This window comes from Roseovarius atlanticus (assembly GCF_019802205.1).
Lineage (GTDB): Bacteria > Pseudomonadota > Alphaproteobacteria > Rhodobacterales > Rhodobacteraceae > Roseovarius > Roseovarius atlanticus_A.
This window is the reverse complement of sequence record NZ_JAHVHQ010000002.1, coordinates 957221-971060: the sequence shown is the minus strand read 5'-3', so window position 1 is coordinate 971060 and position 13840 is coordinate 957221. Positions and strand designations below refer to the sequence as shown.

Sequence of the window (13840 nt, the reverse complement as noted above, 5' to 3'; positions counted from 1 at the left end):
AAAGGGCGCGCATTTGCCAACCTGTAGCTTGGCAAATGGCTCAGTGCGTCAGCCCTTGATCCATGTCCCGCTCCCGCACCTCTAGCTCTGCTTCAGCCGATCTTCGGCGTCCCTCGCTAAGCTCAAGCTCTCGTTCAACTTCGTGTCCAGCGCGTTGTAGGTGGCCTCTTCGCTCAGCAAGCCACGCAACGCCTGCATTGACGCGATCTGCGAGCGTATGAGCAATGTCGCGCAGGCCGCGATACCATCCAACTGGGCTTGCAGTCTCTTCGTCGAGCGCGCTTCCAAACCGCTCAATTCCGCGGCTGAGGTTTCGCAGGCCGTCACCAACCGCTCGACGCAGGCGAGCAAGTCGCGCTCCAAGGCTGTCAGGGGCGTCGTCATTCATTTCTCCTCGATCTTGATGCAGATCACCGGCGTCCCGGCCAGCGTGCAGGTCTTCAGCTCCGTCCTGTCGGGGTCCAGCGTCAGCCAGGTCCGCTCGCCCTGGTCGATCCGCGTCAGGCCCAGTTCCGTCAGCTCCGAGCGTGTCAGCATGGACGTCCAGAACCAGCTCGCGGCCATCATCGAGGCGATCCCCGTCACAATCATCCCCGAGATCACCCAGGGCGAGATCGTCAGCCAGCGCCTGATCTGTTCGGTCCGAGTCTCGAACAAGCTCCTGTTCTCGTTCAGGAAGCGGCGCGTATCGTTCTCGATGGTACGCCGCGCGTCGCTCGCAATGGCCGTCAAATCGGTCCTGAAGCTCTCCAGCTGGGATTCCATCGAGGCGGCGTAGTCCTGGCGTATCGTGTCGAGTTCCGCGTTCAGTTTCTCGCTCAGCCGGGTCGGCTTGCCAGTCTTCATGGAAAATCTCTCCCTTCAGGCGCCAGCGTTCGCCGGTTTCGGGGTCCTGTGCGGTCAGGTAGGCTTTGCCGATGCGGGGTAGGTCGAAGCCCGCATCCGTGAGCACGTCGATCATGCTGGCGCGATCCTCGATGAGACCCATCGAAATTTGGTCGAGGATCCACGCATGCAGCTCGTCCCGGCCATGGGCGCGAGTCGGGGCCTCGATGGTGTCGCGCACCTCCTGGGCACGCTCCAGCTCCATCGGATCAGCCCAGCCATGGCGCTGGTTCATCAGATCGCGCAGGCTGTCAAAGGCGTCCTGGTAGCCCGGTGGCGCGATGTTCAGGCTGCGCCCGCTGGTCAGCTCCAGGCGCGGTGTGCAGAAGTGCAACTCAATGCGGTCCTCGTGGCTGTGACGGACCCAGAGCATGTCGTATTGCTCACCGTCCAGCCCGGCGAAGGCCAGTTGCTCGAAAGCGTCCATCACCTCGGCCTGTTGCGCCTCGCTGGGCGCGTCCTCGGCGGCAAAGCTGATCACGCCCGCGCGGTAGGTCCACTGGTGGCGGCTGGCGTCGATCAGCGCCTCGGTGCGGCTGGGATCGCCGCGCAGCACCTCGGGCAGGGGATCGCGGGTCATGGTCAAGGGCTGGCCATCGGCATCGCGGATCAGGTCGCGGTTGCCGTCGTAGGCCAACACGCGCTCGGCTACGAGGTAGCCGACCGGCCCCGCGCCCGCGCCTTTGCCGTTGGGGAAGAACTTGATCAGCACCGCCGCGCCGCCTCAACGATCTGGGCGAGCTGGCGTTCGATCACTAGCAGGCGGCGCGCGACGGTCAGGCTGTCGAGGTCGGTGCGGCCCACCAGCATCGCGTGGTTCAGCCAGCGCGCGATCTGGTTGAGGTTGCCGCCGATGCGTCCGACGGCCAGCACCAGCGCCGGATCGACGCGCGGCACTGGCTTGCGGCGGCGGGCCTCGGTCAGGCCAAGCGCCTCCCGCAGGAGCGTCGCGGCGGGCAGGCCAGCGGCCTCGGCCTTGGCGCGCAGCTGGGCCTTCTCGGACGCGGTGCAGCGGAAGACGAAGGTCTCGTTCAGCGGCTCCTTTGCGCGGGATTTGCCCGCGCCGGTGGGGTTCGAAGGGGAGGCTTGCCGCCCCTCGCAAGGTCCCCTGTCATCCGCGCCAGCGTATGACATGGGTCGCCTTGCTGTTTCCTCAGACCGCATGGCGGTTCTCTCCCACGGTTGGGGCAACATCCTGCGGAAGACCCGATGCGCGCTGCATGTGACGCGGTGCAAAGGGCGTGATGCGGGGTGCGGAAGACGTTGTGCTTTCACCATCCTGCGCGTGACGGATGACATCCCGCAGAAGACGTAACTGCGCCTGCCACTCCTCGCTTTCCACCGGGGCCGGTGTCCGGGACGGAAGCCAGAAGCCTAGGTGATGCTCGTGCGGCGACAGGGGTAGGCTGCGTTCCAGCGTGGTCATGCCTTCCCGGGCCAGCCGTGCATCCCACTCCCGGACAAAGCAGATGCCCCTCGGGACAAACACAAGGTCCGGGCGCGTTCCGCCGGATTGCCTTTCATCGGGCAAATTCGGCGCGGACGCGCGCCCTTGTTCTTTTCTAAGTTCTTGTTCTCTGTTCGGGGGGCGATCCTGTCCCCCTTTCCCGGACAGGTCTGTCCCGCTTTGCGGACAGGAGTGTCCCCCTTTGGAGCGGCTAAGCGGGACAACCTTGTCCCCCTCCCGGCGGCGCTCGGTGGCCCGTTTCAAGGCCGCTTCGGTCGGGCGGTAGCGCGAGGATTTCCCCTTGTTGGTCCCGCGCTCGATGGTCATGTGGCGCGCCGCCTCGACCTTGTTCAGTGCCCGCTTGACCGACTTGGCGTGCTTGCCGATGGCGGCACCTATGGTCTCGAATGACGGGCGGCTCTCGCCGGTCTCGTGATCGGCATGGGCCAAGGCCAGATAGAGCGCAACGCGCAGAGCGTTGTCGTCCAGCTCATGGTCCGTGACCATCTCCAGAAGGTATTGCAGCTTGATTTTGCAGAAGGGCAGAAGCTCAGACATCGGCCCCTCCCGCGATTGCGATCACGCCCGCGATCTGGTATCCATGCCGAGCAAACTTTTCGATTTGGCCGTTGACGCGGGTGCCAGCCCGGTCAGCGGCCTTTCGGTTTCTGGGACCAAGAGACTCGGGAAAACGCCCCCAAAGAACCGCAAAATCCGGATCAAATCCGGACCGGCCCTGAATGAGGGCCGGAACAACAATTGCTAACTGTCTGAATTTATTGGTCGGAGTGAGAGGATTCGAACCTCCGGCCCCTGCCTCCCGAAGACAGTGCTCTACCAGGCTGAGCTACACTCCGTCCGTGAGACAGCCGATTACATAAGCGCCCCTTCATTTGCAAGGACGGAATCGCCCCACGGAGAAAAGTCGCGCCAGCCAGAGCGTCGCTTCAGCCTAGCTGTGCGCGAACCACACCCGACCGCCTAGAGACTGTCGGTCAGTGCCGCGACGATCGCGTCGCCCATTTCGCTGGTGGTGACGGGCTGTACCCCCTCTTCGCCCAGCAGGTCCGCCGTACGCAGGCCGTCGGCCAGCACCTTCTCAACCGCCGTCTCAAGGCGCTTGGCCTCGTCCCCCTGGTCGAAGCTGTAGCGCAGCGCCATGGCGAAGCTGAGGATACACGCGATCGGATTGGCCTTGCCCTGCCCCGCGATGTCCGGTGCCGAGCCGTGCACGGGCTCGTACAGTGCCTTGGGTCGTCCGTTGGCCATCGGCGCACCCAGGCTGGCCGAGGGCAACATGCCGAGGCTGCCGGTCAGCATCGCGGCGGCATCCGACAGCATGTCGCCAAACAGGTTGTCGGTGACGATCACGTCGAATTGCTTGGGCCAGCGGCACAGCTGCATCGCGCCGGCATCGGCGTACATGTGGGTCAGCTCGACATCGGGGTAATCCTCGTCATGCACCTTCTGCACCACTTCGCGCCACAGGATGCCCGATTCCATAACGTTGGCCTTTTCCATCGAGCAGACCTTGTTCGAACGCCGCCTCGCCAGTTCGAAGGCCGAGCGTGCGACCCGGTCGATCTCGGACTCGGTGTAGCGCTGCGTGTTGATGCCGACCCGCTCGTTGCCTTCCTGGATGATCCCCCGCGGCTCGCCGAAATAGATGCCGCTGGTCAGTTCGCGCACGATGACGATGTCGAGGCCCGCGACCACGTCGCGCTTGAGGCTCGAGAAATCCGCCAGCGCGTCAAAGCACTGCGCCGGGCGCAGGTTCGAGTACAGGTCCATCTCCTTGCGCAGGCGCAGAAGGCCACGCTCCGGCTTGACCGAGAAATCGAGGTTGTCGTATTTCGGCCCGCCCACGGCGCCCAGCAGAACGGCGTCCACTTCCTGCGCCTTGGCCATCGTGTCGTCATGCAAAGGGCTGCCGTGCTTGTCATAGGCCGCGCCGCCGACCAGATCCTCGCTCACGTCAAAGGCCATCCCGCGGTTGGACCCGAACCAGTCAATGACCTTGCGCACTTCGGTCATGACCTCGGGGCCGATCCCGTCGCCGGGCAGAATGAGAAGCGAGGGAGTGCTCATGCGGAATCCTTTCCAAATCCTGACTGTTGCCACCGCGTAGCCTGACGCGCGGGAAGGGTCAAGAAAGGTGGGGCTTCAATCCCTTGGCCAGCGCCTCCCAGACCACGGCGATACGGGGCGTGTGCCGAAGCGCCTGGTGCGTGGCAAGCCAGACCGGGAGGCTTGGCAGGTCGATGTCGAAATCCAGGTCCTCGACATCGTCGTGCAATGCGCCCAGCGCCTTCATCCCGAACCCGACGCCACATCCGGCGCGCACCATTTCCCAGCCGACCGTGTGGCTGTCGCAGCGATACGCGAACATATCGCGCGAGGCTGGCATGTTGCGCTCCTGCATGCCACGAATGATCTCCTCGTTCCGATCGTACCCGATGACCGGATGATCGAAGACATCCGCGATCGTGCGCGGGCGCCCGGCCTTTTGCAGGTAGCTGCGCGAGGCGAAAAGACCGAGCGGGAAGTCCCCCAGATGCCGGGCAACAAGTTCGAGTTGCTCGGGCCGATACATCCGTACGGCGATATCGGCCTCGCGGAAAAGCAGGTTCTCGCTGCTGTCGGACGGCACGACGTCGATGCGGATCCCGGGATGATCTGCATGAAGCGCGGCAAGGATCGGCGGCAGAATGTAGACCGAAACCGTATCGCTCGCCGTAATCCGTACGGTCCCGGTTGCCTCGGTTTGCTGGCCGGCAGCGGTCAACTCGATCTCGATCATGGCGCGATGCATGTTCCGTGCGGGCTCCAGCAGGGATTGCCCGTTTGCCGTCAATTCCAGCCCCTTGGGTTTTCGATGAAACAGGGCCTGGCCCAGCAGGTCTTCCAATTGACGGACCTGGCGGCCCAGGGTGGGCTGGCTCGTCCCCAAAAGGCGCCCGGCCGCCGAAAGCGACCCCTTTTCCGCCACCGCAAGGAAGGCCCGGACGAGCGACCAGTCAATATCTGACATGCGACTTACCATTCACGAATGAATAGCGAATGCGCAAATTTTGGCAATTCCTATTCCCATGTATGTATCTAACCTGAGGTCAATCCAAGCAGCACGAGGTGCGATCTGATGCAGAAGACCGTTCTTGTTCTCGGCCCCACCGGGCGGTTCGGGCGTCACGCGGCCGAAGCGTTCTGGAACGCAGGCTGGACCGTGCGGCAGTTTGATCGCGCCCGTGACGACCTGATGACGCAGGCGCAGGGCGCCGATATCATCGTCGCCGCCTGGAACCCGCCCTATCACCTCTGGGAGCAGGAGCTTCCAGGTCTTCACGCCAAGATTCAGTCCGCCGCCCGCTCCAGCGGGGCTGCCGTGCTTCTTCCCGGGAACGTGTATGTCTTCGGGCCCGACACCGCAAAACCATGGTCCGAAACGACGCGTCAGGCGCCTCCTACAGCGCTGGGGCGTATTCGCAAACAGGTCGAGCAAAGCTACCGCGACAGCGACGTACAGACGATTCTTCTGCGTTCCGGGGATTTCCTCGACATCGAGCGTGACGGCGGATGGCTCGACAAGGTCTTGATGTCACGCACAAGCCGGGGTCAGCTGCTTTATCCGGGTGACGCGGACGCCTTGCATGCATGGGCCTTCCTGCCCGATCTGGCCCGCGCCGCGGAACATCTCGCCCGGCGCAAGACCAGTCTCGGCCAGTTCGAGGAAGTCGTATTCCCCGGCTACGCGATAACCGGCCATCAATTCGCGCAGCACATGTCGCAGGCTCTCCACCAGGATATCAAGGTACACCGGATGAACTGGCTTCCCCTGCGGATGGCCGCGCCGTTCTGGCCGCTGGCGCGCGGGTTGCTAGAGATGCGGTATCTCTGGGACCTGCCGCACAGCCTGCAATCCGAACGCCTCGCCGAACTATGTCCGGATTATCGGGATACACCCATGGACGAGGCGCTGACCCAAGTCGTCGCGCCTTGGCGCAGAACAGCCCGACCGACACGATGCCGCTCGTGTCACTTCAGCAAGAGATCGACCCAGACAAGCCCGTGACGACTTGCGTCCTCCACGGATCCATTCATACCATCAGTGACGATCCCCGCCTTCAGGACCTCCAGATCCGCCGAAGGCAAAACATAGCTGACCCTCAAAGACCCCGGATCGGGACCTGGCCAGTCCACCGTATCAAGTCGTGGGTCACCGTCATGCCCGTCGCCCTGCGCCACACCGGCCGGTCGCATCGGCTTGGGGTCGATCATCCGGCCGTCTGCAAGTAACCGCCGGATCGCTGCTTTGCGTCCCGCCCCATCGACCGGGTCGAGATTGGCATCCCCTGCCAGCACGAAGGGCGGCTCGGGCCCGGCACCGAAAGCGCCATCGAGATATTTCAGCCAAAAGACGATTTCGTCATGATTGCGCCGCCCGTTGCGATCTTCCGGCCCGTCGAACACCGGCGGGCTGGCATGAAAGGTCAAGAGACGCAGCGTTTGGTCCTCGATCCGAACCGGAACGACCCAGTGTCCCACGGTTGAGAGACGCTGAACCTTCTTTACACGATCCAGCAAAAGTGGCGTACCGTCCTCAAGTCGCAAAAGAGCTTGGGGCATGTCGCGCCACAGGATGCCGCTGAAGTCGCGCACATCCTCGGTTAAGACGGGAAACCGTGACAGGATCGCCATCCCGCCCTGTCCCGCGAATGTGCCGTAACCCTGTGCGTCCCTGGGCCGGCCCTTTCGTCCATCGCCATCGAGATCCAGTCCGGTGGTCATGCCCGTATTGGGCCGCAGCGCAAAAACATGCGGCAAATCGTGCCCGTGCGCCGAGATCCGCCGCACCAGGGCGCGTGCTGCAATCAGATCGTGGTCGTAGTCGATACCCTGCAATGCGATGATATCCGGCGTTGCGCGTGCAATCAGCCGGGCCACGCTCTCGACCTGCGGGTCGTCCTCGGACAGGGTATCGCGCAACAGCAATCCCGGGCCCTCGCGGGCGAGTTCGGTGTTGAACGTCGCGATACGAACGGTGGTTTCGGCCGCCGCGGGTGAGATCGCCGCAATCAGGGCCAGAAGCCCCGCACTCAGGCGTTCTGCAAACCTTCCGCCTTTGCATAGACCCGGCGGCGCTTTTCTTCGATCAGTTCGGCCACGCGCATCAATGCGATACCACGCATGAGAATGCTTGCGGGAAGAAGAGCCCATACGGTCATCATCCAGATCAATGTTTGTTCGCTCTGAAACGACACCGGCTCGATCACCAGGGACGCCGCCTTCACGATTGCCGGGATCAAGAATGGCAGCAAAGCTCCTAACACAATGTTAAGACCCGAGTCCCGTCGGAGCCTGTCAACGATGTCGCCGCCGCGCGTCGGATCGAACAAGGGCAGGTTGACCCACACATTGAACGCGCCGTTGCGCATGGGCCATCCAAGAAGCCGCACCAGGATAACGAAGACCAGCACCATCACCAGTGACACGCTATAGGCCACGGCGGCCGCGATCCGCACCGAATTGGCAAGGTCCGGGCTGGCATCCGGCGGCAGCATCAGCACGACCAATCGCACCGGCGAGAACGGGAAATCCATCGCATTGCCGAGGGTCTGCGCGAAGTAGGTGAGGATCAGGGGGATCGGGCTGGGCTCGATCTTGCCGCGCGCGATCAACGAAAGCACCACCACGACAAGCGCCAGCGCGAGGAACTTCAAACGATTGAAGGGCGGAGCGAACCGGAATTCGACGATGCTGGGATAGCGGCCGAAATACTCGATGAAGGTAAGCAACGAGAACAGCAGCGCGATCACCACGACAATCTGTGCGGTGTCCATCGCGACCGACGGCAGCACAAGCGCCGGTGTTGCCACCAGCAAGGCCACGAGTATTGCACGCGTCAGCGCGCTGATGATCTGCGAAACCACTGCCCGGTTCCCTTACAACTGGCCTGCCACGGTTCGATGCCGCGACATTGTTCCAATTCGGGTCCGTCGATTATGACGGCTTGCCTCATTCTTGCCCAATTTCTGCCTTCTTTCACCATTCGGCTCAAGACACCAGTTCGTTAGACTTAGAATTTTCGGCGATTTGATGGTAAGGGTGGTGCCGGTTTGCATCAATAAACTGACGGATTTGAGGCGCCGTTGTGTTCACACGCAAGATGTGGGGGGTTCAAGCTAAGCCCCCACAATAATTCGTTAATATTAGATGTGCTTTTGATTAACCTTTTAATCTCAAGATTGCACCGGCCGCACATGGCAGCCGGCGCATCGCTTTCCTAGCGGGGTCAGACCCAGGGGCGTTGCGTCGCGGCCTTGGCCTCGAACGCGTCGATCGACGCGGCTTTTTCCATCGTCAGGCCGATATCGTCGAGCCCGTTCAGCAGGCAGTGCTTGCGCCAGGGGTCGACGTCGAAGCCGATCGTGCCGCCATCCGGGCCGGTGATTTCCTGTCGTTCCAGGTCCACGGTCAGCACCGCGTTCGATCCGCGCTCCGCATCGTCCATCAGCTTGTCGACCTCTTCCTGCGGAAGAACGATGGGCAGAATGCCGTTCTTGAAGCAGTTGTTATAGAAGATGTCGGCGAAGCTGGTGGAGATCACGCAGCGGATGCCGAAATCCAGCAGCGCCCAGGGCGCATGCTCGCGGCTCGACCCGCAGCCGAAATTGTCCCCGGCCACGATGATCTTGGCCTCGCGATAGGCGGGCTGGTTCAGAACGAACTCCGGAATCTCGTTGCCATTGTCGTCGTACCGCATCTCGTCGAACAGGTTCACACCCAGCCCCGACCGCTTGATCGTCTTGAGGAACTGCTTGGGAATGATCATGTCGGTGTCGATATTGACCAGCGGCATCGGCGCCGCGACGCCGGTAAGTTTCACGAATTTTTCCATCACACGATCTCCCGGATGTCGGTCAGTTTGCCGGTCACCGCCGCCGCCGCGGCCATCGCCGGGCTCATCAGGTGGGTGCGCCCGCCACGGCCTTGCCGGCCCTCGAAATTGCGGTTCGACGTGGCCGCGCACCGTTCACCCGGCTGCAGCTGGTCAGGGTTCATCGCCAGGCACATCGAACAGCCTGCAAGCCGCCACTCGAAACCGGCCTCGGTAAAGATCTCGGCCAGACCTTCTTCCTCGGCCTGGGCACGCACAAGCCCCGAGCCGGGCACGACCATCGCCCGCTTCACCTTGATCTTCTTGCCTTTCAGGATTTCAGCGGCGGCGCGCAGATCCTCGATCCGGCCATTGGTGCAGGACCCGATAAAGACCGTGTCAATCTCGATATCCTTCAGCTTCTGACCGGGCGTAAGGCCCATGTATTCCAGCGCACGCCGGGCCGCGTCTGTCTTGCCGCCGGTAAAGCTTTCGGGGGCAGGCACCTCTCCGTCGATGGGCAGCACGTCCTCGGGGCTGGTACCCCAGGTGACGACCGGCGCGATATCCTCGCCCTTGATCGTGATCACCTTGTCCCAATGCGCATCGTCATCGGAATAAAGCGTCTTCCACCAGTCCATGGCGGCTTCCCACTGTGCGCCCTTCGGCGCATGGGGCCGGCCCTTGATGTACTCGAAGGTCTTTTCATCGGGCGCGATCAGCCCTGCGCGGGCGCCGCCTTCGATCGCCATGTTGCAGACGGTCATCCGCCCTTCCATCGAAAGGTCGCGAATGGCCTCGCCGCAATACTCGATGACATAGCCCGTACCGCCCGCGGTGCCGGTGCGGCCAATGACCGACAGCGTGATGTCCTTGGCGGTCACGCCGGGGCGCAGCTTGCCGGTGATCTCGACCTTCATGTTCTTCGACTTGGTCTGGATCAGGGTCTGGGTGGCCAGCACGTGCTCCACCTCGGACGTCCCGATGCCGTGGGCCAGAGCACCGAAAGCACCATGCGTGGCCGTATGGCTGTCGCCGCAGACCACGGTCATGCCCGGCAGGGTCCAGCCCTGCTCGGGGCCAACAATGTGAACGATGCCCTGCCGCACGTCGCTGACCGGGTAATAATGGATGCCGAAATCCTTGGCGTTCTTGTCCAGCGCGGCCACCTGGGTGCGGCTGTCCTCGGGCATCGCCTCGGGATTCTCGCGCCCCTCGGTGGTCGGCACGTTGTGGTCCGGCACGGCAATGGTCTTGTCCGGCGCCCGCACCTTGCGGTTCGCCATGCGCAGCCCTTCAAAGGCCTGCGGGCTCGTCACCTCGTGCACGAGATGCCGGTCGATATAAAGCAGGCAGGTGCCATCCTCGGCCTCGTGCGCCAGGTGGGCATCCCATATCTTGTCATAGAGTGTCTTGGGGGACATCGGTCCTCTCCCGTCGTGTCAGTGGAAATTCATAACAATTCGTCGAAGGGCGCTGCCCTATAGACGCGCCAGAACCGCGCGTGCCGCACCAAAGAACCGCCAAGGCAGGCGCGCACGATCGTCCATGTCGAAAACCCGTATCATAAGTGTCAGATACAACCCCGCCCCGAGTCTATCAAGAGCACAACGGGCCCGCGGACCGAACCGCTTCTTCCTCTGGCCCTCAATATCCCGGGGGTTCGGTTGAAGCTGCGCTTCAACCCTGGGGGCTGGCCCCCAATTCATCAAACCTGCGCGGCGCAGCCGCACAACCAGATCGCGTCTCAGTCCGGCGCCAGCATATAGCCTTCGCCGCGCACGGTTTGCAGGTATCGCGGCTGTTTCGGATCGGACTCGATCTTGCGCCGCAGGCGCGTGATCTGGACGTCCACGGCCCGCTCCTGTGCCTGGCCCCGGTCGCGGCCCAGGTCTTCGACCAGCTTGGTGCGGCTCACCGGCTCGCGCAGGTTCTCCGCGAAGATCCGCATCAGCTGGACCTCCGTCGCCGTCAGCCGGATCATGTCCTCGCCGCGCATCAGCTCGGACCGCTCTATGTCGAACCGCACGGGCCCCATGCTCAGAACCTTGGGGGCTGCATGTTCGGGCTCGGCCTCCGGCATCCGGCGCAGGATCGCGTTGATCCGCAGCAGAAGCTCCTTCGGCTCGAAGGGCTTGGGCAGATAGTCGTCCGCACCGGCCTCCAGCCCGGCGATGCGCTCCTCCGTCTCTCCCTTTGCAGTCAACAGAAGGATCGGCGTGTCGATCGTTTCACGCAACGACCGCGTCAGGGAAACGCCGTCCTCGCCCGGCATCATCACGTCCATCACGATCAGGTCGAACTCCAGCCCCGACAGCACGCGGCGCGCATGATCCGCATCACGCGCCACGGACACCAGGAACCCGTTTCGCGCAAGAAACTTGCGCAACAAGTCGCGGATGCGCTCGTCGTCATCGACGATCAGAAGGTGCGGCGCCGGATCGTTCATGTGTCAGCCTCCCGGATCGCATGATACTTCCGCCGCATATCCGGGTCCATCATCGCTTCGAGCACCTGACGGAAACCCGCCACGGCCTCCGGTCCCGCCTTGCGATAGGCCGCCCGCATCCGGGCTCTTTGGGCATCGGACAGCGTCTGTTCCAGTCCGCGCCCCTTGTCCGTCAGCGTCAGATGACGTTCACGCCTGTCCGTCTTGCCCTGCTGGCTTTCCACCAGCCCATCCTCGATCAGCGTACGCAAGACCCGGTTCAGAGACTGTTTGGTAACCCCCAGAATACCCAGAAGATTGTTCACCGTCGTGCCGGGACGGCGCGCGATGAAATGAAGAGCGCGGTGATGCGCGCGGCCATACGCCATCGTGGCCAGGATACGGTCGGGGTCGGCGGTGAAACCGCGATAGGCAAAGAACATCGCCTCGATGCCCTGTCGCAACTGTTCGTCCGTCAGGAACAACAGGTTTTCGCCGCCATGCGCCTCGGCCATGTTCGCCCTCCCGTCACATACGGCGCCAAGATAAGTCAGCCTTGTTGACATTCCAAGATCAAACTGGTAGCGAATCGCAGTTTCTGCGCAATTTTATGTCCACTTCGGACGTTTCCAGCGCAACAAATGGAAAGAGGCCAGGCTGAGGAGGCGGAAATGGCAGCGTATGACGATCGCGACGGCAAGATCTGGATGGACGGCAAGCTGGTCGAATGGCGGGACGCGAATGTGCACATCCTGACCCACGGCCTGCACTACGCCAGTTCCGTCTTCGAAGGCGAGCGGTGCTACAACGGCAAGATCTTCGAGAGCCGCAAGCACTCGGAGCGCCTGCACTATTCCGCCGGCCAGCTTGATTTCGAGATCCCCTACACGGTCGACGAGATCGAGGCCGCCAAGATGGAGGTCCTTCAGGCCAACGGCTTCGACAACGCCTATGTGCGCGCGGTCGCGTGGCGCGGTGCCGGCGAGGACATGGGCGTCGCTTCGGCCCGCAACCCCGTGCGCCTGGCCATTGCCGCCTGGGAATGGGGCGCCTATTACGGCGACGCCAAGATGAAGGGCGCCAAGCTCGACATCTCCAAGTGGAAACGTCCAAGCCCGGAAACCATCCCCAGTCACGCCAAGGCCGCCGGTCTTTACATGATCTGCACCCTTTCGAAACACGCTGCCGAAGCAAAAGGCTGTTCCGACGCGATGATGTTCGACTATCGCGGCTACGTGGCCGAGGCGACGGGCGCCAACATCTTCTTCGTCAAGGACGGCGAGGTGCACACGCCCGATCCCGACTGTTTCCTCAACGGCATCACCCGCCAGACCGTCATCGGCATGCTGAAGGACCGTCAGGTCAAGGTGCACGAGCGCCACATCATGCCCGAGGAACTGGAAGGCTTCGAACAGTGCTGGCTGACCGGCACCGCCGCCGAGGTGACGCCCGTCGGCCAGATCGGCGACTACAATTTCGAGGTCGGCGCGCTGACCCGCGATATCGCGGAGAGCTACGAGAAACTGGTGCGCAGCTAAGGTGTTTCATCCGAAATGTCCTGCGGGGGGTAGACACCGTCAGATCGCCTGATCGTCTCCAGCCCCCGCAAAAACACATAGCGCGCAGCTTTGTCTGGCGTGCTTTCAAGCAGCACGTTACGAGCGAGCCATTCAAGATAGTTTTCCGCCTCGAAAGATACTGTAAATTGAATCTGTTTCGAAATTTTTGCTATAATTCACCGATTTTAGTGATTCCTCACCGATAATAGCCACTAGATACTTGTTTGACGAATCTCCAACCGTTACCTTTGAATGGTGCTGGCTGTGGAGGCTGAAATGTCCAAGCGAAACTTTGAAATCACCGCCGTCTGGGATGAAGATGCAAAAGTCTGGTACGCGGAAAGCGATATCGTCGGACTGCACGTCGAGGCTGAAACACTGGATGAATTCGAGAAGGTTGCCCGCGAATTTGCGTCGGAACTTATCGTGGAAAACCACTATGCTGGCGAGGACATTTCCAAGAGTTCTCTGGCGTCCTTGATACCCGCCATCTACTTGAAAACGGGCGGAAACGACAAGCAACATTGCTAGTGTTGGCAATTGACTGATCTTTATCGAAAGGTCACACGAATTCTCCGCCGGCACCACTATGCTAAGGCTTCAGGCGGAAAGGGTAGTCATGAAAAGTGGGTATGTGAACTTTCCGG

At 62.2% G+C, this 13840-nt stretch carries 14 protein-coding genes and 1 tRNA gene; 3 read left to right on the top strand and 12 right to left on the bottom strand.

Annotated elements, in window-relative coordinates; genetic code table 11:
- Window positions 1-40: 40 nt before the first annotated feature.
- The 6 genes from KUV49_RS04895 to KUV49_RS04870 all read right to left on the bottom strand — a co-directional run bounded on the left by KUV49_RS04895 (window position 41) and on the right by KUV49_RS04870 (window position 5363).
- On the bottom strand, window positions 41-1597 hold the full coding sequence (locus KUV49_RS04895) for a relaxase/mobilization nuclease domain-containing protein (RefSeq protein ID WP_222451868.1): 1557 nt from the start codon (window positions 1595-1597) through the stop codon (window positions 41-43).
- On the bottom strand, window positions 1591-2019 hold the full coding sequence (locus tag KUV49_RS04890; protein ID WP_261391413.1) for a MobC family plasmid mobilization relaxosome protein: 429 nt from the start codon (window positions 2017-2019) through the stop codon (window positions 1591-1593). Before KUV49_RS04890 ends, KUV49_RS04895 begins: the two co-directional genes overlap by 7 nt.
- Window positions 2020-2038: 19 nt before the next feature.
- Entirely contained in the window at window positions 2039-2890 is an 852-nt protein-coding gene (locus KUV49_RS04885; RefSeq protein WP_222451867.1) for a helix-turn-helix domain-containing protein, read from the bottom strand.
- Between the two features lie 222 nt (window positions 2891-3112).
- Window positions 3113-3189, bottom strand: a tRNA-Pro gene (locus tag KUV49_RS04880).
- 124 nt (window positions 3190-3313) lie between these two features.
- Complete coding sequence (gene leuB, locus KUV49_RS04875; RefSeq protein ID WP_222451866.1) at window positions 3314-4420, bottom strand: 3-isopropylmalate dehydrogenase; 1107 nt, start codon at window positions 4418-4420, stop codon at window positions 3314-3316.
- Between the two features lie 58 nt (window positions 4421-4478).
- Window positions 4479-5363, bottom strand: coding sequence for a LysR family transcriptional regulator (locus KUV49_RS04870; RefSeq protein WP_261391414.1), 885 nt, complete (start codon window positions 5361-5363; stop codon window positions 4479-4481).
- 108 nt (window positions 5364-5471) lie between these two features.
- Here KUV49_RS04870 and KUV49_RS04865 point away from each other — a divergent pair, with 108 nt between their 5' ends.
- Entirely contained in the window at window positions 5472-6401 is a 930-nt protein-coding gene (locus KUV49_RS04865; RefSeq protein WP_222451864.1) for an epimerase, read from the top strand.
- Here the strand turns inward: KUV49_RS04865 and KUV49_RS04860 are convergent.
- The 6 genes from KUV49_RS04860 to KUV49_RS04835 form a co-directional block, all read right to left on the bottom strand.
- Complete coding sequence (locus tag KUV49_RS04860) at window positions 6365-7363, bottom strand: endonuclease/exonuclease/phosphatase family protein (RefSeq protein ID WP_410000778.1); 999 nt, start codon at window positions 7361-7363, stop codon at window positions 6365-6367. The genes KUV49_RS04865 and KUV49_RS04860 overlap by 37 nt on opposite strands.
- Before the next feature lie 62 nt (window positions 7364-7425).
- Window positions 7426-8259 carry a hypothetical protein gene (locus tag KUV49_RS04855; RefSeq protein WP_222451863.1) on the bottom strand — a complete coding sequence of 278 codons (834 nt, stop codon included), beginning with the start codon at window positions 8257-8259 and terminating at the stop codon, window positions 7426-7428.
- Window positions 8260-8621: 362 nt separating this feature from the next.
- Window positions 8622-9227, bottom strand: a complete 606-nt coding sequence (leuD, locus tag KUV49_RS04850) for a 3-isopropylmalate dehydratase small subunit (RefSeq protein ID WP_222451862.1) — start codon at window positions 9225-9227, stop codon at window positions 8622-8624.
- On the bottom strand, window positions 9227-10630 hold the full coding sequence (gene leuC, locus KUV49_RS04845; protein WP_222451861.1) for a 3-isopropylmalate dehydratase large subunit: 1404 nt from the start codon (window positions 10628-10630) through the stop codon (window positions 9227-9229). The genes leuD and leuC overlap by 1 nt, the downstream gene beginning before the upstream one ends.
- 323 nt (window positions 10631-10953) lie before the next feature.
- Entirely contained in the window at window positions 10954-11655 is a 702-nt protein-coding gene (locus KUV49_RS04840) for a response regulator (protein WP_152494196.1), read from the bottom strand.
- Entirely contained in the window at window positions 11652-12149 is a 498-nt protein-coding gene (locus KUV49_RS04835; protein WP_222451860.1) for a MarR family winged helix-turn-helix transcriptional regulator, read from the bottom strand. Before KUV49_RS04835 ends, KUV49_RS04840 begins: the two co-directional genes overlap by 4 nt.
- 156 nt (window positions 12150-12305) lie before the next feature.
- On the opposite strand from KUV49_RS04835, the gene KUV49_RS04830 reads away from it, so the two are divergent.
- Entirely contained in the window at window positions 12306-13172 is an 867-nt protein-coding gene (locus tag KUV49_RS04830) for a branched-chain amino acid aminotransferase (RefSeq protein ID WP_222451859.1), read from the top strand.
- Between the two features lie 273 nt (window positions 13173-13445).
- Window positions 13446-13724 (top strand): DUF1902 domain-containing protein, encoded by a 279-nt coding sequence (locus KUV49_RS04825; protein WP_222451858.1) that lies wholly within the window; start codon window positions 13446-13448, stop codon window positions 13722-13724.
- Window positions 13725-13840 lie beyond the last annotated feature (116 nt).

Coding starts and splice junctions, on each gene's coding strand:
- KUV49_RS04830 (WP_222451859.1), top strand. CDS start 12,306: ATGGCAGCGTATGACGATCGCGACGGCAAGATCTGGATGGACGGCAAG.
- KUV49_RS04840 (WP_152494196.1), bottom strand. CDS start 11,655: ATGAACGATCCGGCGCCGCACCTTCTGATCGTCGATGACGACGAGCGC.
- leuB (WP_222451866.1), bottom strand. CDS start 4,420: ATGAGCACTCCCTCGCTTCTCATTCTGCCCGGCGACGGGATCGGCCCC.
- KUV49_RS04865 (WP_222451864.1), top strand. CDS start 5,472: ATGCAGAAGACCGTTCTTGTTCTCGGCCCCACCGGGCGGTTCGGGCGT.
- KUV49_RS04835 (WP_222451860.1), bottom strand. CDS start 12,149: ATGGCCGAGGCGCATGGCGGCGAAAACCTGTTGTTCCTGACGGACGAA.
- KUV49_RS04890 (WP_261391413.1), bottom strand. CDS start 2,019: ATGTCATACGCTGGCGCGGATGACAGGGGACCTTGCGAGGGGCGGCAA.
- leuD (WP_222451862.1), bottom strand. CDS start 9,227: ATGGAAAAATTCGTGAAACTTACCGGCGTCGCGGCGCCGATGCCGCTG.
- leuC (WP_222451861.1), bottom strand. CDS start 10,630: ATGTCCCCCAAGACACTCTATGACAAGATATGGGATGCCCACCTGGCG.
- KUV49_RS04870 (WP_261391414.1), bottom strand. CDS start 5,363: ATGTCAGATATTGACTGGTCGCTCGTCCGGGCCTTCCTTGCGGTGGCG.
- KUV49_RS04885 (WP_222451867.1), bottom strand. CDS start 2,890: ATGTCTGAGCTTCTGCCCTTCTGCAAAATCAAGCTGCAATACCTTCTG.
- KUV49_RS04825 (WP_222451858.1), top strand. CDS start 13,446: ATGGTGCTGGCTGTGGAGGCTGAAATGTCCAAGCGAAACTTTGAAATC.